This window comes from Streptomyces sp. NBC_00654, from assembly GCF_026341775.1.
Taxonomy (GTDB): domain Bacteria; phylum Actinomycetota; class Actinomycetes; order Streptomycetales; family Streptomycetaceae; genus Streptomyces.
Map to the genome: position 1 here is coordinate 4,148,232 of NZ_JAPEOB010000001.1, position 23,728 is coordinate 4,171,959.

General features: G+C 72.2%; 14 protein-coding genes. 8 read left to right on the plus strand and 6 right to left on the minus strand.

What is annotated here, in order from left to right; genetic code table 11:
- The first annotated feature begins 1 nt into the window (after window position 1).
- The 4 genes from OHA98_RS17635 to OHA98_RS17650 all read left to right on the plus strand — a co-directional run bounded on the left by OHA98_RS17635 (window position 2) and on the right by OHA98_RS17650 (window position 13,066).
- A complete protein-coding gene (locus OHA98_RS17635; RefSeq protein ID WP_266926888.1) occupies window positions 2-9,967 on the plus strand; it encodes a non-ribosomal peptide synthetase in 9,966 nt (3,321 codons plus the stop codon).
- Window positions 9,964-11,385 (plus strand): MDR family MFS transporter, encoded by a 1,422-nt coding sequence (locus OHA98_RS17640; RefSeq protein ID WP_266926889.1) that lies wholly within the window; start codon window positions 9,964-9,966, stop codon window positions 11,383-11,385. Before OHA98_RS17635 ends, OHA98_RS17640 begins: the two co-directional genes overlap by 4 nt.
- Window positions 11,386-11,619: 234 nt before the next feature.
- Entirely contained in the window at window positions 11,620-12,843 is a 1,224-nt protein-coding gene (locus OHA98_RS17645) for a cytochrome P450 (RefSeq protein WP_266926890.1), read from the plus strand.
- A gap of 28 nt (window positions 12,844-12,871) precedes the next feature.
- Window positions 12,872-13,066, plus strand: coding sequence for a ferredoxin (locus OHA98_RS17650; RefSeq protein ID WP_266926892.1), 195 nt, complete (start codon window positions 12,872-12,874; stop codon window positions 13,064-13,066).
- 152 nt (window positions 13,067-13,218) lie between these two features.
- Here OHA98_RS17650 and OHA98_RS17655 read toward each other — a convergent pair whose 3' ends face one another.
- Window positions 13,219-14,742, minus strand: a complete 1,524-nt coding sequence (locus tag OHA98_RS17655; RefSeq protein WP_266926893.1) for a chitinase — start codon at window positions 14,740-14,742, stop codon at window positions 13,219-13,221.
- 476 nt (window positions 14,743-15,218) lie between these two features.
- Here OHA98_RS17655 and OHA98_RS17660 point away from each other — a divergent pair, with 476 nt between their 5' ends.
- Entirely contained in the window at window positions 15,219-15,851 is a 633-nt protein-coding gene (locus OHA98_RS17660; protein WP_266926894.1) for an SRPBCC family protein, read from the plus strand.
- 62 nt (window positions 15,852-15,913) lie between these two features.
- Here the strand turns inward: OHA98_RS17660 and OHA98_RS17665 are convergent, their stop codons facing one another.
- The 3 genes from OHA98_RS17665 to OHA98_RS17675 all read right to left on the minus strand — a co-directional run bounded on the left by OHA98_RS17665 (window position 15,914) and on the right by OHA98_RS17675 (window position 17,659).
- A complete protein-coding gene (locus tag OHA98_RS17665) occupies window positions 15,914-16,480 on the minus strand; it encodes a class I SAM-dependent methyltransferase (RefSeq protein WP_266926895.1) in 567 nt (188 codons plus the stop codon).
- Window positions 16,481-16,610: 130 nt separating this feature from the next.
- Window positions 16,611-16,907: a hypothetical protein gene (locus tag OHA98_RS17670; RefSeq protein ID WP_266926896.1), complete on the minus strand. Its 297-nt coding sequence runs from the start codon at window positions 16,905-16,907 to the stop codon at window positions 16,611-16,613.
- Entirely contained in the window at window positions 16,904-17,659 is a 756-nt protein-coding gene (locus tag OHA98_RS17675) for a transposase family protein (protein ID WP_266926897.1), read from the minus strand. The genes OHA98_RS17670 and OHA98_RS17675 overlap by 4 nt, the downstream gene beginning before the upstream one ends.
- 150 nt (window positions 17,660-17,809) lie before the next feature.
- Between OHA98_RS17675 and OHA98_RS17680 the strand changes: the two genes are divergently transcribed.
- Window positions 17,810-19,438: a M20 family metallopeptidase gene (locus tag OHA98_RS17680; RefSeq protein WP_266926898.1), complete on the plus strand. Its 1,629-nt coding sequence runs from the start codon at window positions 17,810-17,812 to the stop codon at window positions 19,436-19,438.
- A gap of 446 nt (window positions 19,439-19,884) precedes the next feature.
- On the opposite strand, the gene OHA98_RS17685 is transcribed toward OHA98_RS17680, so the two are convergent.
- Window positions 19,885-20,508, minus strand: coding sequence for a TetR/AcrR family transcriptional regulator (locus tag OHA98_RS17685; RefSeq protein ID WP_266926899.1), 624 nt, complete (start codon window positions 20,506-20,508; stop codon window positions 19,885-19,887).
- 191 nt (window positions 20,509-20,699) lie between these two features.
- Between OHA98_RS17685 and OHA98_RS17690 the strand changes: the two genes are divergently transcribed.
- A complete protein-coding gene (locus OHA98_RS17690) occupies window positions 20,700-21,860 on the plus strand; it encodes a serine hydrolase (RefSeq protein WP_266926900.1) in 1,161 nt (386 codons plus the stop codon).
- 575 nt (window positions 21,861-22,435) lie between these two features.
- Window positions 22,436-23,161 carry a dienelactone hydrolase family protein gene (locus OHA98_RS17695; protein ID WP_266926901.1) on the plus strand — a complete coding sequence of 242 codons (726 nt, stop codon included), beginning with the start codon at window positions 22,436-22,438 and terminating at the stop codon, window positions 23,159-23,161.
- 360 nt (window positions 23,162-23,521) lie between these two features.
- Here the strand turns inward: OHA98_RS17695 and yidD are convergent, their stop codons facing one another.
- On the minus strand, window positions 23,522-23,722 hold the full coding sequence (gene yidD, locus OHA98_RS17700; RefSeq protein WP_266926902.1) for a membrane protein insertion efficiency factor YidD: 201 nt from the start codon (window positions 23,720-23,722) through the stop codon (window positions 23,522-23,524).
- Window positions 23,723-23,728: the final 6 nt, after the last annotated feature.

Here is a 23,728-nt window from a genome sequence, read left to right on the forward strand (position 1 = left end):
GTTGAGCACCGCAAGCGTGCCCTCGGACGGCCTTCTCGCCCTGACCAGCGCCCAGTTGGGCATCTGGAACGCACAGCGGCTGGAGCCGGACTCGCCGTACTACGTGGTCGGCGACGTGGTGGAGATATCCGGCGGCGGGAGCGTCGACACTGCCGCTCTGGCCGAGGCGGTCAGAGCGACCACGCAGGAGGCCGAGACCCTGCGGCTCCGGGTGTACGACACCTCCGAGGGGCCACGCCAGGCGGTCAGCCAGGAACCGGTCGAGCCGCCCGAGGTGGTGGACGTCAGCGGCGCGGCCGACCCGGTGGCCGCCGCCCACGCCCTCGTCGAAGCCGAGCGGGCGCGGGCGGGGGAGGCCTGCCGGGGCATGGTGGACCGGCCGCTGTACGCACGTACCGTCATCCGGCTCTCCGACCGGGAGGTCTGGTACACCCAGCTCGGCCACCACCTGGTCTTCGACGGCTACACCGCCGCGATGCTCGCCCGCCGCACCGCCGCCCGCTACACCGCCCTGGTCCGGGGGACCGAGCCCGCGAAGTCCACCTTCGGCGGATTCGCCGCGCTCGTCGCCGCCGACCGCGCCTACCGGGACAGCGACCGGTTCACCGAGGACCGCGCGTACTGGGTCGAGCGGTTCACCCCGCTGCCCGACCTCGGTGACACCGACACCGCGGCCGGTCCGCCCGACCGCACCCTGACCGCCCGCGCCGTCGTCACGCCCGAGGAGACGGCCCGGCTGCGCGCGTTCGCCGACACACAGGGTGTCACCTGGGGCGAGGCACTGATCGCCGGGTACGCGGCCTTCCTGCACCGCATGCTGGGCCGCACCGACATCGTGTTCGCGCTGCCGCTGATGTGCCGGACCGGCTCGGCCGAGCTGCGTACCCCCGCCATGGCCGTCAATGTTCTCCCGCTGCGGGTGACCGTGCGCGGCGGCGACGGGCTCGGGGAGCTGAGCCTGCGGGTCGCCTCCGCCATGCGCGAGATGCGCGACCACCAGCGCTACCGGGGCGAGGACCTGCCGCGCGACCTCGGCGCGCCCGGCGCGGGTGCGCTGCTGCACGGACGCGGGATCAACCTCAAGGCCTTCGACCTGGCGCTCGACTTCGCCGGGGCCGGCGGGGTGATGCGCAACGTCGCGGGCGGTCCCCCCGAGGACATGGGCCTGAGCGTCCTGCCCACCCGTGACGGCGGGCTGCTGCTCGGCTTCGAGGCCGACGCCCGGTCCACCGGCCAGGCCGCGGTCGACAGCCTGCTGTCCGGGTTCAGGGCCCTGCTCTCCGGCCTGATGGACGGTCTGCCCGTCGGACGGATCGCCCTGACCGGCGGCACGGACGGGCCGCCGGCGGACTGGTCCCCGTCCGCGCTGCCCGGCACGCCGGTGGATGTGCCGACCGCGTTCGACGCGATGGCCGCCGCCGGTCCCGGACGCACGGCACTGGTGTGCGCGGGGGTCCGGCTGTCCGCCGCCGAACTGGCGGAGCGGGTGCACCGGCTGGCCCGTGCGCTGCGCGCCCGCGGCATCGGTCCCGACGACGTCGTGGCGCTGGCGCTGCCGCGCTCCGCCGATTCGGTGGTCGCCCTGCTGGCGGTGCTCGACGCGGGCGCCGCGTTCCTGCCCCTGGACGCCGCGTACCCGCCCGAACGGCTGCGCGAGCTGATCGACGACACCCGCCCCGCGCTGGTGCTGACCACCGGAGCGGTCGACGGGCTGCCGTGGGCCACCCTGCTCGGCGAGGCCGCCGGGCTCTCCGGTGAGCCGCTGACGGCCGGTGAACTGGCCGCGCCCCGGCACCCCGAGCACCTCGCCTACGTGATCCACACCTCCGGATCGACCGGGCGCCCCAAGGGCGTGCTCGGCCGGACCGGCGGGCTCGCCGTGCTGCTGCACCACCAGCGGTCCACGGTCGTCGCGGAGGCGGAGCGGGCCGCGGGCCGGCGACTGCGCGCCGCTCACACCTACTCCTTCGCCTTCGACTCCGCCTTCGACCACCTGGTGTGGCTGCTCTGCGGCCACGAACTTCACGTCTACGACAGCGAGACGGCCCGCGACGCCGACGCCCTGCTCGCCGCCTACGTCCGTGACGGCATCGACATCGTGGACACCACCCCGTCGATGGCCGCGCCGCTGGTCGACGGCGGCCTGCTGGAACTGCGCCCGGCGCTGCTGGTCCTCGGCGGGGAGGCCACCCCGCCCGCACTGTGGCGCAGGGTCGCCGACTCGGGCATCACGGCACGCAACATGTACGGGCCGACCGAGGCGACCGTGGACAGCACCACCGCACGGATCGACGGCGACGGGCCGACGATCGGCCACCCGCTCGCGGGCACCCGGATCTACGTCCTGGACAGCGCGCTGCAACCCGTACCGCACGGCACGGCCGGCGAACTGTACCTGGCCGGACCGCATCTGGCCCGCGGCTACCTCGGCAGGCCCGGGGCGACCGCCGAGCGCTTCGTCGCCGACCCGTTCGGCGCACCCGGCGAGCGGATGTACCGTACCGGCGACCTGGCCCGCTGGGTGCCCGGCCGCGGCCTGGACTACCGGGGCCGGGGCGACGGACAGGTCAAGATCCGCGGCCACCGGGTGGAGACCGGCGAGGTCGAGGCGGCACTCGCCGCCGTACCGGGCGTCACCGCCGCGGCCGTCGGCATCCGGTCCGCGCGGCTGGTCGGCTACGTCGTGTCCGCCTCGGTCACCGCGGACGAGGCGCGTGCCCACCTCGCCGGGCGGCTGCCCGAGCACATGGTGCCCGCGGCGGTGGTGGTACTGGGCGAACTGCCCGTCACACCCAACGGCAAGCTCGACCGCGCCGCCCTGCCCGCACCCGCCCTGCCCGGCGGCGGCCGGGAGCCGGGCACCGAGCGGGAGCGGCTGCTGTGCGCGGTCCTCGCCGAGGTGCTCGACGTCGAACGGGTCGGTGTGGACGACGACTTCTTCGCCCTCGGCGGGGACAGCATCACCGCGATCACCATCAGCAGCAGACTGCGGGCGGCGGGTCTCGGGCTGCGGCCGCGGGACCTGCTGGCGCGCCGCACCTTCGCCGCGCTGGCCGCCTCCGCCGAACTGCTGGAGGAGGTGTCCGAACCGGTGGACGACCCGACCGGGCCCGTTCCCGCCCCGCCGATCGTGCGCGGTCTGCTCGACCCGCACCCGGACGTGGACACCGTCGCCGGCTACGCGCAGTGGACCGCCCTCGGTGTCGGCGAACTCCGCCACCAGGACCTGGCCACGGGCGTACAGGCCGTGCTCGACCACCACGACGCGCTGCGGCTGCGGGTCGCCGACGGCCTGGAGGTACTGCCCCGCGGCACCGTGCGCGCCGTCGTCACCGAGGTCCGCGGCGAGGAAGTGAACGCCCTCGCGGGACGCCTCGCGGGCGAACTCGACCCCCGCTCGGGCGACCTGCTCCGGGCAGCCCTGCTCCGTACCGCCGAGGGCGCCCCCGACCGGCTGGTCATCGTCGTGCACCACCTCGCCATGGACGGCGTGTCCTGGCGCATCCTGCTGCCCGACCTGCACACGGCCTGCACGGGCGGCACTCTCGACCCGGTCGGGACGTCCTGGCGGCGGCACGCCACGCTCCTCGCCGAACAGGGGGCATCCGGCGCGCGCCGGGGCGAACTCGACCACTGGCGTACCGTGCTCGCCTCCGCCCCCCGGCTGGGCGCCCGGCCGCTGGACCCGGCCGAGGACACCGTCTCGACCGCCCACCGGTCGGTCACCGTGGCCTCGCCCGAGGTCACCGAGGCGCTGCTCACCACCCTGCCCGCGGCCTACCGCGCCGGAGTCGACGAAGTGCTGCTGGCCGCACTCGTCCTCGCCCTGCGCGGCTGGGGCCTGCCGGACGACGCCGTGACCGTGTCGATGGAGGGCCACGGCCGTGAACACCTCGACCTGTCCCGCACGATCGGCTGGTTCACCAGCGAATACCCGGTCCGTGTTCCCGCGTCCGACGACGTGGGGCAGACACTGCGCGCCGCCAAGGAGGCCAGGCGCGGCGTCCCCGACGGCGGCATCGGCTACGGAGTCCTGCGCCACCTCGACCCGGAGGCCGGCGCCGGACTCGCGGCCACCCCGCCACCGGACGTGACTCTGAACTACCTGGGCCGGTTCGCCCCGCTCCCCGGAACCGGATGGCACCTGCCGGAACACGACGCCTTCTCGGTGACCGAGCCCGGAGCCAAGGCCCTGGAACAGGTACTCGCCCTCAACTGCTTCGTCCACGAGGAGGGTGCCCCACGGCTCGCCGTCGAGTGGACGGCCGCGACCCGTGTGCTCGGCACCGATGCCGTGGCCGCCCTGCAGACCGCCTGGGCCGCGGCGCTGGACGCGCTGGCCGAGCACGCGCTGCACACCACCGGCGGACTCACCCCCTCGGACCTCCCGCTGGTCGGCCTCGACCAGACCGCGATCGACGCCCTCGAACGCACCGGCCGCATCACGGACGTGCTGCCCGCCACGCCCCTCCAGGTCGGACTGTCCTTCCACACCCTGCTCCGCGACGACCACGACACCGACGTCTACGTCGTCCAGGCCGTGACCACCCTGGTAGGCGAGCTGCGGCCGGACCGGATGGCCGAGGCCGCACGCGAACTGCTGCGCCGCCACCCCGCCCTGCGCGTGTACCTGGGCACGGCGGGGGACGAGGTCGTGCAGGTGATCCCCGCCGAAGTCGCCCTGGACTGGCGGGAGGCCGACACGTTCCCCGAAGCGGCCCGCGCCGATCTGGAGCGGCCGTTCGACCCCGCCCGGCCGCCGCTGATCCGCTTCCTGCTGTCGCGTGTCGGGCCCGCCGAGCACAAGCTGGCGATCACCAACCACCACGCCCTGCTCGACGGCTGGTCGATGCCGCTGGTCGGCCGTACCCTGCTCGCCGTCTACGCCGAGCTGAGCGGCGGCCCCGCCGCCCCCGCCTCCCCGCCGCTGTCGGAGTACTTCCGGTGGCTGGCGGGCCGGGACCGGGAGGCGTCCCTCGCCGCATGGCGGCACGCGCTGGCCGGAGTCGACGACGCGACCCGGCTGGCACCCGCGAGCACCGGGACCGCGGTGGAGCGGCCCGGCCGCGAAACCATCGGCCTGGGACGCGAGTTCAGTGACCGGCTGCGGGCGTTCGCCCGTGAGCAGGGCGTCACCCTGACGACCGTGCTCCAGACGGCGTGGGGTCTGCTGCTCGGCAGGCTCACCGGGCGCCGCGACGTCGTGTTCGGCTGCCCGGTGTCCGGGCGGCCCGCCGAGGTCGACGGTGTGGAGTCGATGATCGGCCAGCTCGGCACCACCATCCCGGTACGTGTCCGGCACACCCAGGACCGGAGCGTGCGGGACCTGATGGCGCAGGTGCACGCCGAGAGCGTCGCGCTGACCGAGCACCACCACGTCGGACTGCCCGGGATCCAGCGGGCGGTGGGCATCGGTGAACTGTTCGACACGATGCTGGTGATGGAGAACTTCCCGCAGTCCAGCCGCAAGCGCACTCCGCTCGCCCCCGGACTCGACCTGGCCGGCGTGGACATCACCGATGCCACCCACTACGCGCTCACCGTCATCGTGATCCCCGACGACGAGATCACGATCGGCCTCGGCTACCAGCCGGGCGCCTTCGCCGGGGACACCGTGCGCGACTACGGCCGCTGGCTGCACAACCTCCTGCGGGAGATCGTCGACGACCCGGCACGGCCCGCGCTCCGGCTGCCCGCGCTCGGCGCCGACGAGCGGCAGCGGATGCTGCGTACCGGCACCGAGACCGTCGCCGGCAGGAGCCGAGGCCACTGGTTGGAGGAGTTCGCGGCCCAGGTGCGCCGCAGGCCCGGCGCCGAGGCACTGGTCTGCCGCGACCGCAGCCTGGACTACGCCGAGCTGGACCGGCGGGCCAACCGGCTCGCCCACGCGCTGATCGAGCGCGGCGTACGGCCCCAGGACCCGGTCGCCGTCCTGCTCGGACGGGACATCGAGATGACCGTCGCGCTGTTCGGTGTGGCCAAGGCCGGCGCGGTCTACGTACCGATGGACACGAGTTACCCGCAGGATCGGCTCGCCTACATGTTCGACGACATCGCCCCGGCCGCGGCCGTGACGACCGGCGCCGAACTGCCCGTCGACCGCGGCATCCCGGTCCTGCGGCTGGACGACCCGGCCACCCTCGCCTCCGTACCGGACACCGACCCGGCCGAGGCACGGGCCAGGCTCACCGAGGACGCGCTCGCCTACGTCATCTACACCTCCGGAACCACCGGGCGGCCCAAGGGCGTCGGCGTGACCCACCGGGGCGTGCCCGACCTGATCGCGCTCCAGGAAGAGGTCGTCGGCGTCACCGAGCACGACCGCTATCTCCACTTCGCCTCGACCGGCTTCGACGTCGCGTTCTGGCAGACCATGGTGCCGCTGCTCTCCGGCGGTACGTCGGTGATCGCCCCCGAGGAGGTACGCGTCCCCGGCGACGAACTCCTCGACTACATCACCGAGCACCGGGTGACCGGAGTGAATCTGCTGCCGTCGTTCCTGGCCGCGATGCCCGACGACCGCACCGTCGACCCCGACGTGTTCTTCGTCGTCGGCGCCGAGCGCCTCGACCCCGAGCTGGCACGGCGCTGGGGCGAGGGGCGCCGGGCGCTGTTCAACGCCTACGGTCCGACCGAGGTCACGATCAACTCCACGACCTGGCACTACGACCCGGACGACACCGGCCCGCTGCCGATCGGCCGTCCCGACCCCAACGTCCGCGCCTACGTCCTCGACGGCGGGCTCCAGCCGGTCGGCGTCGGAGTGACGGGCGAGCTGTACCTCGCCGGCCCGAGCCTGGCCCGCGGCTACCTGGGCCGCCCCGCCCTGACCGCCGCCGCCTTCGTGGCCGACCCGTTCGGCCCGCCGGGAGAGCGGATGTACCGCACCGGCGACCTCGTGCGATGGCGGCCCGACGGACAGCTGGTGTTCCTCGGCCGCGCCGACCACCAGGTCAAGATCCGCGGCTTCCGGGTCGAACTGGGTGAGGTCGAGTCCACGCTGACCGGCCACCCCGACGTACGCGCCTGCGCCGTGATCGTGCGGGAAGGCAGGCTCACCGGCTATGTCATCCCCACCGACGGCGCCGACCTGGACACCGCCCGGCTGCGCGCGTACCTGGCACGGGAACTGCCCGACCACATGGTGCCGACGGCGCTCGTACCGATCGGCCGGCTGCCGCTGAGCCCCAGCGGCAAGCTCGACGCCGCCGCGCTGCCGGCCCCCGAGACCCTGGCCACCGCACGGCGCGAACCCGCCACCGAGGCCGAGGCGGTGCTGCTCGCCGTGCTCCGGGACGTCATGGGCCGCGACGACATCGGCCCCGACGACGACTTCTTCGCCATCGGCGGAGACAGCATCGTCTCGCTGCAAGTCGTCTCGCGCGCCCGGCGCCAGGGGATCGGACTGACCGCGCGGGACGTCTTCGAAGGAGAGACGGTCGCCGGAATCGCCGCACGGGCCCGCGCCCTCGACGGCGGAGAGGCACCCGCCGTCGGGGACGCGCCGCTGACCCCGGTCATGCGGGACCTGCTGCGCCGGGCGGGCACCGCCGCCGACGGCTTCTGCCAGTGGGTGGAGATCTGCGTCCCGCCGGGCGGCGACGAGGAGGCCTGGCGGACCGTGCTCGACGCGGTCCTGGCCCGGCACGACGTCCTGCGGGCCCATCTCGCCGACGACGTGCTGCGCATCCCGCCGGCCGGGGCGGTGACCGGAGCCCAGGTACTGACCCGGACAGGGGCAACGGACGACCTGCGCGCCGCGGCCGACGCCGGGATCGCCGAGGCCCGGCAGTCGATGGACCCGCGCACCGGCCCGCTGCTGCGCGCCGTCTGGGTGGACGCGGGGCCGGACCGCCCCGGGCGCCTCGTCCTGATCGCTCACCACCTGGTCGTCGACGGTGTGTCCTGGCGCGTCCTGCTGGACGACCTGGAGCACGCGTACTCCGGCGGGACCCTGGCCCGGCACGGACAGTCGTTCCTCGGCTGGGCGCGTTCGCTCCGCGACGCCGACCGGCGCGCCGAACTGCCGCACTGGCGGCGGATGACGGCCACGCCGGCACTCACCCGCCCGCTCGACCCGGCCCGCGACACCGTGGCCACCGCGACGCACCACGAGATACGGCTCGACACCGGGTCGACCCGTGCCCTGATCACCACACTGCCCACCGCCTACCGCACCACCCCGGACGCCGTGCTTCTCACGGCGCTCGCCCAGGCGGTACGGGCCTGGCGCGGAACCCCCGAACTGCTGGTCGCCCTGGAGAGCCACGGCCGGCCGCGCCAGGTCGACCTGTCCCAGACCGTCGGCTGGTTCACCGCCGTTCACCCCGTGCGGCTCGACGCGGGCGACGACGTGAAGGCGGTCAGGGAGAGGCTGCGGGCCCAGCGCGACGGCCTCGGCCACGGCATCCTCACCTCGGCGGGCCTGCTGGACCCCGTGGAACCGGAGGTGGCCTGGAACTATCTCGGCCAGTACCCCGGTGCCCCGGCCCTGGAGACGCCGTGGCAGGCGCCCCCGGACGCCGGACCGCTCGGCTCCGACGGGGCTGACGCCATGCCGCTGCCGTACGGCCTGATGGTCAACGCCCTGGTACGCGAGGACATGCTCGGCGTCCGGTTCACCTGGCCGTCCGCGCTGTTCACCGCCGCCGAGATCGAGGAACTGGCAGAGGCCCTGCGGGCCGCGCTCCTGCGCACCGCCGCCGCGCCGGAGATCGGGGCGCTCGACCCCGACAGCCCGGTCGCCGGGATGCAGCCGCTCACCCCGCTCCAGGAGGTGATGCTGCGGCACTCGCGCACCGAGCGCCCCGACCCGTACACCGTGCAGTCGACGTTCTCCCTCGCCGGAGCGCTCGACATCGAGGCCCTGCGGGCCGCCGGCGCCGATCTGCTGGCCCGGCACTCGAACCTGGGCGCCGCCTTCCCCGCCGACCTGGCGGTGATCCCCGTGTCGCCCCGGCCGGACTTCCGCGTGGCCGACGGACCGGCCGAGGAGGTGCTGGCCGCCGACCTGGCCGAACCGTTCGACCTCGCCCGCGGCCCGCTCCTGCGCCTGACCGTGATCCGGTGCGGCCCCGGGCGCGCCGACCTGGTCATGACCAGCCATCATGTGCTCTCCGACGGCTGGTCGGCCCCGCGCATCCTCACCGAACTCTTCGCCCTGTACACGGCGAGGGCCCGCGGCGAGGCCCCGGATCTGCCCGAACCCGTACCGTTCGCGGACTACCTGAGCTGGTGCGCCGACCACGAACCGGACCTCGGCGCCTGGGCGGCCGGACTGGACGGTCTGCCCGAGGGCGACTACCTGGGCGGCGGCGAACCCGGTCCGGCCTGGCAGGAACCCGAGCTCATCGAGTTCGACGCGGCACTGGTGGACGGCCTCACGCGCCTCGCCGCACGCCGCGGGCTCACCCGGAACACCCTTGTGCAGGGCGCGTGGGCGGTGCTGCTCGCCCGGCGCTCCGGCCTCACGGACGTCTGCTTCGGCGCCATGGTCGCCTGCCGTCCTCCGGAGCTGGAGGGCATCGAGGAGATCATCGGACTGCTGGCCAACACCGTGCCCGTCCGGGCGCGGCTCGAAGGCACCCTCGCCGACACGCTCGCCGGTCTCCAGAGCGGGCAGCGGGCGCTGGTCGAGCACCACCACGTCGCCCTGTCCGACCTGGAACGGCTGACCGGGCGGCGCAGGCTGTTCGACAGCCTGGTGGTGTTCGAGAACTACCCGGTCGACCCGGACCGTCTGCGCGAACCCGCCCCCGGGCTCACCGTCGTCGGAACCCGCTTCCGCGAATCCACCCACCATCCGGTGACCCTGACGGTCATGCCGGACGGCGACGGCTGGACCGGCGTGCTGGCCCACCGGGCCGGGGTGGGCATCGACGGGCTCGCCGAGGAACTGCTCGGCCTGCTCCGCACCCTGGACACCCACCTCGACACCGACGTGCTCGACCTTCTGGAGGGCCGATGAGCGCGAACGCCGCACCGCCGGAGGGGAAGTCCTCGCCGCCGGGCGAGCGGGTGGACGGACAGCTTCTGCGGATCGCGTTCATCCTGGTGCTCGGCACCTTCATGGCGACCCTGGACGCCACGATCGTCAGCGTCGGCATCGACAGCCTGACCGAGGAGTTCGGCGCTTCCGTCGCCGAGATCCAGTGGGTCACCACCGCCTACCTGCTGGCCGTCGTCGCCGCCGTGCCCGCGTCCGGCTGGCTGGCCGACAGGTTCGGGGGCCGGCGGACATGGCTCGCCGCCGTGGGGGTGTTCCTGCTCGGCTCGGTGCTGTGCGCGATGGCCTGGTCGGTGACCAGCCTGATCGTGTTCCGGGTCATCCAGGGCCTCGGCGGCGGGCTGCTGCCCGCGACCGGCCAGGCACTGCTGGCCCGCGTCGCGGGGCCCCACCGCACCGGACGGGTGATCAGCGTCGTCGCGGTCGTCCCGCTGCTGTCCCCGGTGTTCGGCCCGCTGGCCGGCGGCTCCATCCTCGGCGTGGCGCCATGGCCGTGGCTGTTCCTGGTCAATCTGCCGATCGGCGCGGTCGCGGCGGTGCTCGCCCGCCGCTACGTTCCCGCGGTCCCGCCGTCGACGCGGCGGACCGCGTTCGACCTGCGGGGGGCGGCGCTGCTCTCGCCCGGCCTCGCCGTGCTGGTGTACGGGCTGACCGAGGTCGCCCACGGCCGCACGCTCCCGGCCGCGGTCGGTGTGACGGCGGGGCTGGCGATGCTGGCGGGCTTCACCGTGCACGGGCTGCGGACCCGCGGTACGCCACTGGTCGACCCCCGGCTGTTCACCCGGCCGCCCTTCGGCGCCGCCGCCCTCGCGCTGCTCGTACTGGGCGCGTCGGTGTTCGGCACGATGTTCCTGCTGCCGCTGTACTTCCAGACGGCCCGCGGGCTGACGGCGTGGGAGGCCGGGCTCCTGCTCGCTCCCCAGGGGCTGGGGGCGGCGGCCGGTTCCGTGCTGGTGACCCGCACCATCAGCAAAGTCGCGCCGCGGACCCTGGTGGTCACCGGCATCGTGCTGATCCTCGCGGGGACTGTTCCGTTCACCCGGCTCGGCCACGATCTTCCGGACCTCGTGATCGCCTCGTCGCTCGCGGTCCGGGGCATCGGGATGGCCATGGTCGGCGCGCCCGTGATGAACATCGTCTACAGCCGCATCGAACCCGAGCATCTCCCTCGCGCGTCCGGGGCGCTCAATCTGCTCAATACGGTGGGCGGTTCGGTCGGGACCGCCGCCCTCGCGGTGGTCCTGGAGAACCGGCTGTCCGCCCGGGGCCAGGACATCTCCTCGGCCTTCGCCGACACCTTCTGGTGGGTGCTCGGCTTCTGCCTGCTCGCCGCCGCGGGGGCGACGAGGCTGCCCCGTACCCAGGCAAGGAAGCCGTGACACATCCGATGCGGGCCACGGCCCGCCCCCGCCCCCGCCGCAGTCATGGGGGCGGGGGGCGGGGGCGGCCGGCGGCGGAGCTCCGGAGGCGGCGTCGGGCATGAGCCGCACAGGCCGTCACGCCTCGGGGCGGACGCGAGTTGGCCGAACAGTGCATAGACCAAATAGGTGACTGAGGCATCTAGTAGGGAGTGATCGGTAGGACTCTTCCCTTCTGCTCTTGCGAGGCTCGTCATGGCAGACACCGACACCGGCGCCGGCGTTCGGACCGGCACCATCGCCTTCCCCCAGGACCGCACCTGCCCGTACCACCCGCCGACGGGATACCGGCCGTCCCCCGGCGCGGAACAACGACCGCTGTCGTCCGCCACACTCTTCGACGGCCGGACCGTCTGGCTGGTCACCGGGCATGCCGAGGCCCGAGCACTCCTGGCCGACCCGCGGCTGTCCGCCGACCGGGAGAACCCCGCGTTTCCCATCCCCACCGAGCGGTTGGCGAAGATCGCCTCGCGCCGTGTCGAACTCCTCGGAGTCGACGACCCGGAACACCGCACGCAACGCCGGATGCTGGTACCGAGCTTCACTCTCAAGCGGACCGAGACCCTGCGCCCCCGGATCCAGGAGACCGTGGACCGGCTGCTGGACAGGATGATCGCGCAGGGACCCCCCGTCGACCTGGTGAACGCGTTCGCGCTGCCCGTTCCCTCGATGGTGATCTGTGCGCTGCTCGGTGTCCCGTACTCCGACCACGACTTCTTCGAATCCCGTTCGCGGAAGTTACTGCGCGGGCCCGGGGCCGTCGATGTCCAGGCTGCGCGGGACGACCTCGACGAGTACTTCCGGCAGCTCATCGAGCACAAACGGGCCGTCAGGGGTGACGGCCTGCTCGACGAGCTGATCGCCGGACCCCTCGACACCGGGGCGGTCGGCCGCGACCAGTTGGTCCGGCTCGCGCAGATCCTGCTCGTCGCGGGCCACGAGACGACCGCGAACATGATCTCGCTGGGCACCTTCACCCTGCTCCAGCACCCGGATCAGCTCGCGCGGTTGCGCAGCGAGGAGGAGCTGATGCCGTCCGCGGTGGAGGAGTTGCTGCGCTTCCTGTCGATCGCGGACACGCTGGCCCGGGTGGCGACCGAGGACATCGAGATCGGCGGGGTGACCATCAGGGCCGGCGAAGGCGTCGTCATGTCCGCGTCGACGGCCAACCGCGACGCCGCCGCCTACCCCGCACCGGACGAGCTCGACCTCGGCCGCCCGGCGCGCCACCACGTCGCCTTCGGCTTCGGGATCCATCAGTGCCTCGGTCAGAACCTGGCGCGGGCCGAGATCGAGATCGCTCTGCGCTCCCTCTTCGCCCGGCTGCCGGGACTGCGGCTCGCGGTGCCCGCCGACGACATTCCGTTCAAGCCGGGCGACACGATCCAGGGCATGCTCGAACTGCCCGTGGCCTGGTGACACGGCTCTCTCCGGAAAGGATTCAGCCATGACGCGGATCAGTATCGACACGGATGTGTGCATCGGCGCGGGACAGTGCGCGCTGACCGCCCCGAACCTGTTCACCCAGGACGACGACGGCTACGGCGAGCTGCTGCCGGGTTCGGAGGACGGCGACACCGTCGACCCTCTGGCGGGCGAGGCGGCACGGGTCTGCCCGGTGCAGGCGATCACGGTGGCGTAGGGCCCTGTCCGGCAGTGGGCATGTCCGGCAGGGCGCCGCCCGCCCGGAGGGCTTCGCGGGCCGGGCGGGATGTGCAGGATGCTCCACGCCGAGCCGGATGCGGCACGATCCCGCCGGGCCGGGCCGATCGACGTCCCGGCCCGGCGGAGTGCTCAGCAGGCGCCGAGGTCCTGCCAGACGCCCCACTCTCCGGTGGTGCCGGGCTCCTCGCCCGTCGTCCACCACTTGGCCTTCCAGCTGTGGCCGTTGTGCGACACCTGCTGGTTGCCGGTGTAGACCGTGCCGGGGGCCCAGGGCGCGGCCGTGCACTGGTTGCCGTTGCCGCCGGTGACGGTCAGGGAGTACGTGGCCGAGTGCGCGGCCGAGGGGCTCGCGCCGTTGACCGCTATCCCGTAGGTGCCGTTGACGGCCGCCGTGGTCGTGGTGAGGGTGAGGGTCGCGGTTCCTCCGGCCGTCACCGAGGCGGGGCTGAGCGAGGCGGTGACCCCGGCCGGCGTACCGCTGACCGTCAGGTTCACGGTCCGGGCGCTGCCCGCGGTCACGGCGGTCCTCACCGTGGTGCTGACGGAGCCGCCGGCCGTGACCGTCGCGGCGGCCGGGGCCGCCGTCAGCGAGAAGTCGTCGCTCGGCGCGGTGTTGCCGCTGGTGAAGGGAGCGAAGATGCGGGAGAAGTCCCAGGTGTTCTGCTCGATGCCGGAGCAGTTGTCCGCGGCGGCACCGCCGGGGCAGCTTCCGTTGTCACGCTGGAGCGCCCAGAAGGAAATCATGTTGATTCCCTTGGAGACCGCCCAGTCGTACACCTGCCTGGCGTTGGCGAGTGTGAAGGTCTCGGCCGGGCCGAAGTCGTCGACGCCGGGCATCTCGGTGACGCCGATCATGCCCCAGAGCTGGGCCGCGGTCTTGCCCGGGTAGAGCTTGGCGAGCTGGTCGTACAGTCCCTGGGCGGCGGTCCTGGTGTCCTGCGCCATGTCATGGACGGCGTTGTCGTAGTAGTCGAACGTCATCAGGTTGACGACATCGATCCGGGCGCCGTTGGTCACCGCGTTCTTGAGTACGGCGAGACCGCTGGGCGCCAGGCCCCGGGTCGTGGTCGGCAGGGTGTACGAGATCTCCAGCTTGCGCCCGGAGGCGGCGGCCCAGTCCTGGACCTTCTTGATCGCCTTGTTCCGCCGGTCGATACCGGCGGTGTTCTCCAGCGCGTCGACCTCGATGTCCATGTCGAGCCGGGGGATGTCGTAGGTCGTGACGACCTTCTGGTAGACGGCGGCGACCTGGTCGACGTCCGAACAGCTGTCGGCGATCTCGGTTCCGGTGGTGTCCGCCGTGTAGCCGCCGAAGGACGGGATGACGTCCCCGCCGCGCCCCTGGATCGTCTTGATGTCGGCGCCGAAGGATGCCGAGGCGATGGGCAGCGAGGTGTCGCCGTTCCAGTAGGTGGTGCAGGAACCCTTCGTCGCTGTCTGGAGGAAGGCCATCGTCAGGTGCTCGGCCCCGGACTGCGCGCTGAGGGCGGCGGGGCTCTCGCCCGTCCATGACTCGAAGTAGGGGGCGAAGACATGAGCGGGGAGCGGGGTCGCGGCCTGGGCGGGGGCACCCGAGACCGCGGTCAGGCCCAAGGCGGCCACTGCGGTGGCCGCCGCGGTGAGAGCGGCACGGAGGGAACGCATACGTCTCATGGCCATCCAAGATGTGAGGGAGCGTCAACTGGTGTATGACGCACTGGCGTTGCCTTAGGGAATAGCCCCGTGATCATGTGCGTGTCAATGGTCTGAACCAAACAAGGACTAGACCAATTTGCGGAGTGCTCCGCGCGCCGGAGAGCTGCTCGCGGTGTCGCGTGCGGCGGGGGTGCTGGTCAGGCGGACGCCCCGGCTTCCGGTTCCGCCCGAATGGGTGGTCATACCGCTCGGCGGCCGCTCGGCCCTCCCTGTGCGGGCGGATGTGCCTTCCGGGGCCCGTTAGAGGGTGTCACGAAAGCTATTGACCGCTCACCTCGTGTTGCGTTACAACTTATAACGAACGTACGCCCTTGTAGCTCGACCGGTGCCGCGTCTGCCGGACGAGCCGAAGCCCGCCCGATACGCGGCGCCGCCGCACCGGCCTCCCACGCTCAACGCGCCACGCTCACCCAGAAACTGACAAGGAGAACCCCATGTCCAGGATCCGCCGCACCGGCGTCCGCGCCGCACTGTTCACCGTTCCGCTCGTCGTCGCCGGTGTCCTCGGTGCCGCCGTGCCCGCCGGAGCCACCCCTCATCCCGGCAGGTCCCTCACCTGCCGTGGCGAGGGCGTCGACCCCGAGGCCCTCGTCCGGTCCAGGACCGAGACCGTGATCCAGGCTCCGCTGAGCACCCTATGGAGGCTCCAGACCGATGTGGAGCGCTGGCCGTCCTGGCAAGCCCCGGTCACGACCTCGGAGCGCCTCGATCACGGCCCCTTCCGGAAGGGCTCGGCGTTCCGATGGACGACCCCGATACCCCCCAATCCCTCGACCCCCGCCACGAGCCTGGACATCACCTCCACCGTCAAGCAGCTCAAGCGCAACTCCTGCATCCGCTGGACCGGGCCCGCGACTGCCGAGGGGCTGCACATCGACGGCGTCCATGTGTGGAACTTCACCGAGGTCAAGGGCGGTGTCCTCGTGCGCACCGAGGAGACCCACACCGGAGAGCAGGTCGAAGCGGACGTCCCCACCGCCACCAGGATCCTCCGCGAGGGCCTTGAAGGATGGCTGCGTGAGTTGAAGGAGACCGCCGAAGCCCCCACCGGTCACCAGCAGAGCTGAACCGGCACCGGAGCCGCGCCGCCGGCGTCCTGATCCTGTGCGAGGAGGAAGGCGGCGCGACGTCAGGCCCGGCGGGCCAGGAAACGGATCTGCCGGCCCGGCTCGTGCTGTGACTCGACGCCTTCGAAACCGGCCCGGCTCAGACGTCCGGGCAAGGTCGCCGGATCGAGCACCACCATGGTGTCGCCGATGTGCAGCAGCCGGAATCCGAGGCTGGGCAGGCTGTCCACCCCGCGGAACACCCCACCCGGCCGCAGCACTCGGCGGGCTTCGGCGAACAGGGCATTCTGCAGGTCGGCGGAGGGCACGTGGTGCAGCATGGTGAAGCAGACGACGGCGGAGAACCGGCCATCGGGGAAGGGGAGTTGGGCGCCGCTGCCATGGACGATCTCGACCCGGTCGGTGAACTCGGCGCGCAGCAGGGCCACCGACGCCTCGTCGATCTCCACGGCGGTCAGTTTCGTCGTACGGGGCAGTAAGGCCCTGGTGGTGGCACCGAAGCCGGGCCCGATCTCCAGGACGTCGTCCCCGAGGTCGACATCGGCCAGCATCTCGGGCATGCGCTCGGCCACCCCGGCGGCCCATCCCGGAGAGCTGCAGAGCCTGCGGTGCAGAAAGTTCATAGGCATGGCACGACCCTAGAAAGGTTGGGTGCCGGCGGCGAGACGCAGCCGGGCCAGATGATGTCGCACAGAGGCCACCGACTGTCGCCGGACCGAGGCCGCCGCCGTTCGGCCCGGATCCTCGTCCAGAGGTTCGTCACGACGAAGTGGCGGACTGTTCCACCTGGGTGTTCGTCTCCGGTGGCACGGGGAAGCGGCTCAGCAGTTCCTCCATCCAGGCGGTCGGATGGGTGGCCGAAGCCGCGCCACCGGGCAGGGCGCGTGCTTGGCGGATGCCCTCGATCAGCGCCTCGGTGGCGGCCTCGGCGGTGTAGCGGTCGGCTACCCACTGGCGGCCCGCCCGCCGGACCTGATCCTGGCCGGGCAGATCGAGCAGTTCCAGGGCCTTGTCCGCCAACTGGGAGTTGAGGTAGTGAGCCTTTTCCAACCTCATGTTGAGGCGTGGTGGAGGACGAGGACTGCCTTCACGATGTCGGTGATCCGGTTGGTGCTGCAGCGGAGCTTCCGCAGGAGGCGCCAACCTTTCAGCACGGCCATGGCCTGCTCGCCGACGCAGCGGATCTTGGCGTGACTGCTGTTGTGCCGTCGCTTCCAGCGCTTGAGCCGTCGGCCCCGGAAGGGGACTCGAATGTGCCGGCCGGCGCCTTGGTAGGCCTTGTCCGCCCAGCACTTCAGTCCTGCGGCCGCGAGCGCGTCGACGATGCCATGGCTTCGGGCCGCGGTCAGGTCGTGAGTGGCTCCAGGCAGAGCCGGGGAAGCCCAGAGCAGTCGGCCGAATGGGTCGGTGAGGACCTGGACGTTCATGCCGTGCCGCTTGTGTTTTCCCGAGTAGTAGGGGGTGTCGGCGGCGATCCGGTCGATCGGCAGCAGAGTGCCGTCCAGGATCACGAACGCTTTCGTCCGGGCCGTCTCCATCGCCTGGGCCAGGGTCGGAGCGCGAACGGCCAGGACTTCGATGGCCCCGTGTATGTACCGGTAGACGGTAGCGATGCCGATTCCGAAGCCGGCGGCAAGCTGGGCGTAGGTGTCGCCGCACCGCAGGTGGGCCAGGGCGAGCAGGGCCTGGCGGCCGGCGGGCAGGCGTCGCCACCGGGTACCGATCTCCCGTCGCCGGACTGCAAGCTGCTCGGCCAGGTGCTGCAAGGTACTGCTGGAAAGATCGATCGACGACGGGTAGGCAAGCACGCGAAGCTCCTGGCGGACACGGGTGATCTTGGTCGAGAACCCGTCTACCAGGAGCTTCGTCGTTCCGTACAGCCCGCACCAACCAACACCACAGCCCCACGGTCAGGTTGAAAAGGACTCAGTGCCCTTGCCAAGGCCGGCTTCGGTGCCATGCTCGCCGCCACCGCCCTCGCCGACGCCCCCATGGCCGGTCTCATCGACCGGCACCGGGCCGCCACGACCGGACTGACCAAGGAGATCTTCGCCGTTTCCGACCGCCTCGGCGTCACCCTGGAGGCGTTCGACGCCTTCGATCCCCGCCCCCTGCGGCCGGGGACGGACCCGGCGGAACGCGATGCCGCCTTCGACCGTCTGACGTCGTGGCTGCGTACGCAGACGAAGGACCGCAGCGGCATCTGGCGCGACCTCGCCGTAGGCCACCGGCCCGTCGAGGTCACTACCCACTACACCGACGTCTTCGACCACGCGGCCCGCGAGGGGCTGCCCACCACCCTCCTGCGTACCGTCATGGACGGTCTGCTCGAACTGGAGGGCTCACCGCACAAGATGTCGGAGTCGCGGCTGGAGGAACTGGACCGCCTCGCCGAGCCCGCGATACCCGGGCACCTGCCGGAGGCGGAGCAGGCCGAGGCGGTACGGCGCTGGCTCGACGAGCATCGCGAGGAGATGACCGCCGACCTCACCGCGTACACCTCCCAGGGCAGCGCCAGCGACGACCCGGACGAACTCGACGCGTGCCTCGGGTGGCTGCGGGACTGGCTCGACCGGCGCCTGGGCACACCGCGCGCCGAGGAGATCCTTGACCGCGCGAGCGCCGGGGACATCCTCGTCCGCCGCTACCCGGCCCGTGACGCGACCGCCGCGGACACCCGGCCGGTCCTGCTCCTCGGCCACTACGACACTGTCTGGCCGACCGGCACCCTCGACAACCGGCCCTTCCGACGGGACGGCGACCACATCAGCGGGCCGGGCGTCTTCGACATGAAGGCCGGTCTGGTACAGGCGGTGTGGGCGCTGCGCGCCCTCGACGCCCTGGACCTGCCCCGGCCGGCCTGCACCCTGATGCTGAACGGCGATGAGGAGACCGGCAGCCTCGGCTCCCGAGAGGCCGTCGTCGCCGAATCCCGCGACAGCCGGCTCGCCATGGTCTTCGAGGCAGCCGCCGACGGTGCGCTCAAAACAGCCCGCAAGGGCGTGGGCCTGTTCACCGTCACGGTCACGGGCGAGGAGGCCCACGCCGGGCTCGATCCGACCGCCGGAGCGAGCGCGGTGGACGAACTGGCCCACCAGATCCTGCGCCTGGCCGATCTGCGCGACGCCGATGCCGGAACCTCGCTCAACGTGGGCGTGGTGGAGGGCGGCACCCGCAGCAACGTCACCGCAGGACGAGCCGTCGGCCATATCGACGTGCGCGTCGCCTCCGCGGCCGAGCGGAAACGCATCACCGAGGCCCTTGCCGCACTGCGTCCGGTGGGCCCGCGGACGCGCGTGGAGGTCGGCGGGAACTGGAACCGCCCCGTCTTCGAGCGGACCGAACAAGTCGCCGCGTACGCCGAACTGGCCCGCCGTTGCGCGGCACTGCTGGGGGAGGACCTGCGCGAGACGTCCGTCGGAGGGGCCAGCGACGGGAACTTCGTGGTGGCCGCGGGAACCCCCGTCCTGGACGGCATCGGCGCGGTGGGCTCGGGCGCCCACGCCCGCTCGGAGAACACCTCGGTGTCCGGCATGGTCGCACGGTCCGCGCTGACCGCCACGGTGCTGACCTCGCTGGCCGGATGACCCCGGGGACCCGTTCCGTCCGGAACGGGTCCCCTCGACCGCCCAGCAGGGGCCTCGGAGCAGTGGGCTTCACTGTGCTGCTACCCGAGTGATGGCCGGCGCAGGGTGAAGACGCCACTTCGGCCGGGCGATTCTCGAACGCCCGCGCCGTCAACGGGCCCACCAGTGCCTCCGGGACCGGTCACACCCAGATCATGGTCAACAGGGGAAACAGCCATGCCGGACCCGGGGGCCGGGAGCCCTCATTGAGGAGCCGCGGCAAGAGACGAGCAGCGCGGAAACGGTGGTCCCAGCAACTGCAGTGCCTGGCGTGATGGTTGGGGAGCAACGCCGTTGCCGAGCGCGGTGAGCGGGGCCGGTCGTCCGACTCCCGGAGTGGCGGTGACCCACCCGGAGCCCCAGGCCGACGAGGGGAGTGATGATCGCGCGAGCCGGAACGTGGCTGTCTACCCGTGCTCGTCCGCACCGCCGGCCAGGGGGGAGCGGTCGAGGAGGCGTACGGCGAAGTCGATGGCGCGGTCCGTTCGTGCGCGGTCCCCGGAGACGAGGAGATCGAGCTGCAGGCCCCGTACCTGTGCGAGGACAAGGGTGGACAGAGCGGAGGCGTCCTCGGGTGACCAGCCGTCCGCGACAAGTCTTTTGGCGATGATCGCGATCCAGTCGTGGACGATCGACCGGGAGAGTTCCTCGTCCTCCCCGGACCCTTCCCCACGATGGCCGACGAATTCGAAAAGCAGGAGGAACTGGCGCTGCTCCTGCGGTTCGCACAGCCGACGCCACAGCGCCTTGACGAGTTCGGCCGTCGAGTGTGCCTCATGGAGTTCCGCGTCCGAGGTCAGCCATGCGGCCAGATCCGTGCGGACCTTCTCCGCGACGGCCAGGAGCAGCGCGTCCTTCGAGGAGAAGTGGCGTAGGAGTGTCGCGTGGGTGACGCCGAGAGCCTGCGCCACGGGGCGCAGGGACAGGCCGCTGATGCCGTGTTCGAGGATGTAGTCGGTCGCCGCGGCCAGCAGCTCGGGCCGCCGGTGCTGGAACCGGAGGGTGCGACCGTCGACGTGGGAAGAACTCATCGCCGCCTTGCCCTGTTCTGTGCTGATGGAGATTTAACAGTACCACTCGGTTGCCCTAACCGAGTGGTACTGCTACTTTCTCGGCATCGCAGCCGGTTCCCTCCGGCCCCAGGACGAGCCCCAGCAGTGGCGCCGGCCTGCCCGTTCCCTCCATCCCCTTGCGGATCCCCCGTTCCGCCCGAAGGACGGCAATGACCGATCAGAAGCGCATGACCCTGGCCGACCTCGGCCTGTTCACCGGTGTGCCGCAGCACGAGCACTTCTGCCGGATGAAGGACCTCCTCGACACCCGCGAGATGGCCCCCTCCGCTCACCCCCAACTCTGGCCGCGCGGTGAGGCGACCCCGCTGCCGGAGAGCTTCGAGTACGACGGCACGTCACGGGTGACCGAGGAGTTCCTGGCCCGCACCGACACGTCCGCGCTCCTCGTGCTCGTCGACGGGGCCATCAGGCACGAGAGCTACTTCCTGACTGGTGGCCCGGACGTGCCGTGGCTGTCCATGTCGGTTTCCAAGAGCTTCGTCTCCGCGCTCGTCGGTATAGCGGTCGCCGAGGGGCACATCACCGGCATCGACGAGCCCATCAGCTCCTACGTGCCGGTGAGGCCCGGTTCCGCGTACGACGGTGTGTCCATCAAGGACGTGCTCCAGATGTCCTCCGGCGCCCGGTGGAACGAGGACTACAACGACCCGGCCTCCGACATCTTCCAGCTCACCGCCGCGACGTCGGGCATCGGCGGCACGCTCGACGACTTCGTCGCCCGCATGGTGCGCGAGAGCGCGCCCGGCACCGTCTGCCGCTACAACTCCGGTGAGACGCAGATACTCGGCGCGTTGGTGTCCCGGGCCACCGGCCGCCCGGTCGCCGACTACATGCACGAGAAGCTGTGCGAGCCGCTCGGCATGACATCGGCGGGTCACTGGCTGCTGGACCCCGCCGGGACGGAACTCGCCTTCGGCGGGCTCAACCTGACCGCCCGCGACTTCGCCAGGCTCGGAGAGCTGTACCGCAACGGGGGCGTGTGGCAGGGCCGGCAGATCGTGCCCGCACAGTGGGTGCGCGACTCGGTCACCGCGACCGCGCCGCACCTGCAGCCCGGCCGCCCCCTCGTCGGCGGCCAGCAAGCCGATGGAGTCGGCTACGGCTACCAGTGGTGGCTCCCGGCGGGAGACCGCGGCGAGTTCAGCGCGGTCGGCGTCTACAACCAGTTCGTCTACGTCGATCCGGTCGGCCGGACCACCATCGTGAAGCTCTCCGCCAGCCGCCTGTACGGGACGTCCACGGACGAAGCCATCAGCGGCGAGGAGGAGACCATCGCCTTCCTGCGCGCGATCGCCCGCCACAACCACTGACCCCTGCTTCGCGTCCACCGGAACGACGTGAAGGCGTACACCGGATGGTCCCTCGCAACAGCCCTGGTCCTTCACCTCGGGCCACGGTCCACGGCTCGGGTCCTACGGGCCGTGGGACAACGCGAACATCAGCGAACCAGTGGGGTTGACCGGAGGGGGTGCCGGCGGGGGAGGCCCCCCGAACATCAGCACCGCGATCGTGACGGCCATCGCTGCCCGAGCCGGGCCGGCGCACGGTGGCACGTTGTTCCGGTCCCCGGACAGGGCCAAAAGACGGTCAGCAGGGCGCTCGGCGTCCGGCGCAGCCGGGATTCCGGCGGACGGTGCCGCCGTCGGCCGGACTGGAGCGGGAGCCGGAGCGCGGCCAGCACCCGCGGCGCCGGCGGAATCGGACGTCTGCTGGACGACGGCCGCGCGTGCTCGTGACGGCGTCGGGCGTGCCTGTTGATCTTGCCGGTTCGCCTCGTGCGCGGCCCCGGTTGAGCTGTCGCCGCATTTCAGAGGCACACCGGGCTGCTCTGCCAACGGCAGAACACCGGCCCGATCGGGCTCGACGATCACTACAGTCCAGTCTCATGACGACGATGACAACGCGCACGGTCGAGTATTCGGCCGACGGCCTGACCATGATCGGGCACCTCGCGCTCCCGGCCGGTGGCGACCGCCGGCCCGCGGTGCTGGTCGGACCGGAGGGCCTGGGGCTCAGCGACGTCGAGCGCCGCCGGGCCGATGCGCTCGCCGAGCTGGGATACGTAGCGCTGGCCTTCGACCTCCACGGCGGGCGCTACTTGAGCGACCCCGAGGAGATGCTGGCCCATTGCATGCCGCTGCTCGCCGACCCCGGCCGGATGCGGGGCATCGGCCACGCGGCGCTCGACGTGTTGCGCGCGGAACCGCGGACCGACCCCGACCGGATCGCCGCCATCGGCTACGGCACCGGGGGCGCCATCGGGCTGGAGCTCGGGCGCGACGGCGCCAACCTGCGGGCGATCGGGACAGTCAACGCGGTGACCACCGGCCGACCGGGCGAGGCGGCCCACATCCGCTGCCCGGTGTGGGCCGGAGTCGGTTCGGAAGACCCGATCATGCCGCCCGCGCAACGGGACGCGTTCACCGCCGAGATGCAGGCCGCGGGCGTCGACTGGCGCCTCGTGGTCTACGGCGGCGCCCTGCACGCCTTCCACCACCCGCCGGTCGACCACACCGTGCTCCCCGGCGTCGGCTACCACCCACAGCACGCGCAGCGAGCCTGGCGCGACATCGTCGGCCTGCTCGCCGAGTGCCTTCCTGTGACGGAGTGATCTGGGTCGGCAACCGCGAGACGACCGACCGACAGCATCATGTGGGACGACAGGGACTCAACGTCTCATCCGGCCTTGCAGCTCGGTGGGCCGGGCCAACGCTCGGGGCCGAGATCTGATGAGACGGGTCGGTTCCGGAGCAGTACACCGTGCCGCGGTGAGTACACGGTGTCGCGGTGGCGGAGGCCGCCAGGAAGGACCGCCTGGCGGCGGACCGGGCACTAGTCTTCTGAGTCAGGAATTCTGTTCAGATGTTTAGACTTGGTCCGCTGAAGGGCGCCCTTGTCGTGGGCGGCCTCCGCCACGGCGGTGAGTATCCCGACGCAGACGATCCGGGCGCGCGGCGCTGACCGCGGCCCGTCAGCCGGGCACCGGGTCGTGGAGGCCTCGCCGCCGGGCGGCTCCCGGCCGGCACCGCAGCAGACGCCCCAGCACCAGCCGGCCCCCGCGCAGCGCCCCATGCCGGTGCAGCGCCTTGACGGCGTAGGTGGAGCAGCTCGGCGTGTAGGGACAGCACGCCGGCAGCCGCGGGCTGACCGCGGTCCGGTAGTGGCGGATCACGTCGTA

Excerpts from the sequence above, each read along its gene's own strand:
- OHA98_RS17670 (WP_266926896.1), bottom strand. The coding sequence starts at position 16,907 with ATGAGGTTGGAAAAGGCTCACTACCTCAACTCCCAGTTGGCGGACAAG.
- OHA98_RS17685 (WP_266926899.1), bottom strand. The coding sequence starts at position 20,508 with ATGAGTTCTTCCCACGTCGACGGTCGCACCCTCCGGTTCCAGCACCGG.
- OHA98_RS17660 (WP_266926894.1), top strand. The coding sequence starts at position 15,219 with ATGTCCAGGATCCGCCGCACCGGCGTCCGCGCCGCACTGTTCACCGTT.
- OHA98_RS17680 (WP_266926898.1), top strand. The coding sequence starts at position 17,810 with ATGCTCGCCGCCACCGCCCTCGCCGACGCCCCCATGGCCGGTCTCATC.
- OHA98_RS17645 (WP_266926890.1), top strand. The coding sequence starts at position 11,620 with ATGGCAGACACCGACACCGGCGCCGGCGTTCGGACCGGCACCATCGCC.
- OHA98_RS17695 (WP_266926901.1), top strand. The coding sequence starts at position 22,436 with ATGACGACGATGACAACGCGCACGGTCGAGTATTCGGCCGACGGCCTG.
- OHA98_RS17690 (WP_266926900.1), top strand. The coding sequence starts at position 20,700 with ATGACCGATCAGAAGCGCATGACCCTGGCCGACCTCGGCCTGTTCACC.
- OHA98_RS17650 (WP_266926892.1), top strand. The coding sequence starts at position 12,872 with ATGACGCGGATCAGTATCGACACGGATGTGTGCATCGGCGCGGGACAG.
- OHA98_RS17665 (WP_266926895.1), bottom strand. The coding sequence starts at position 16,480 with ATGCCTATGAACTTTCTGCACCGCAGGCTCTGCAGCTCTCCGGGATGG.
- OHA98_RS17655 (WP_266926893.1), bottom strand. The coding sequence starts at position 14,742 with ATGAGACGTATGCGTTCCCTCCGTGCCGCTCTCACCGCGGCGGCCACC.
- OHA98_RS17640 (WP_266926889.1), top strand. The coding sequence starts at position 9,964 with ATGAGCGCGAACGCCGCACCGCCGGAGGGGAAGTCCTCGCCGCCGGGC.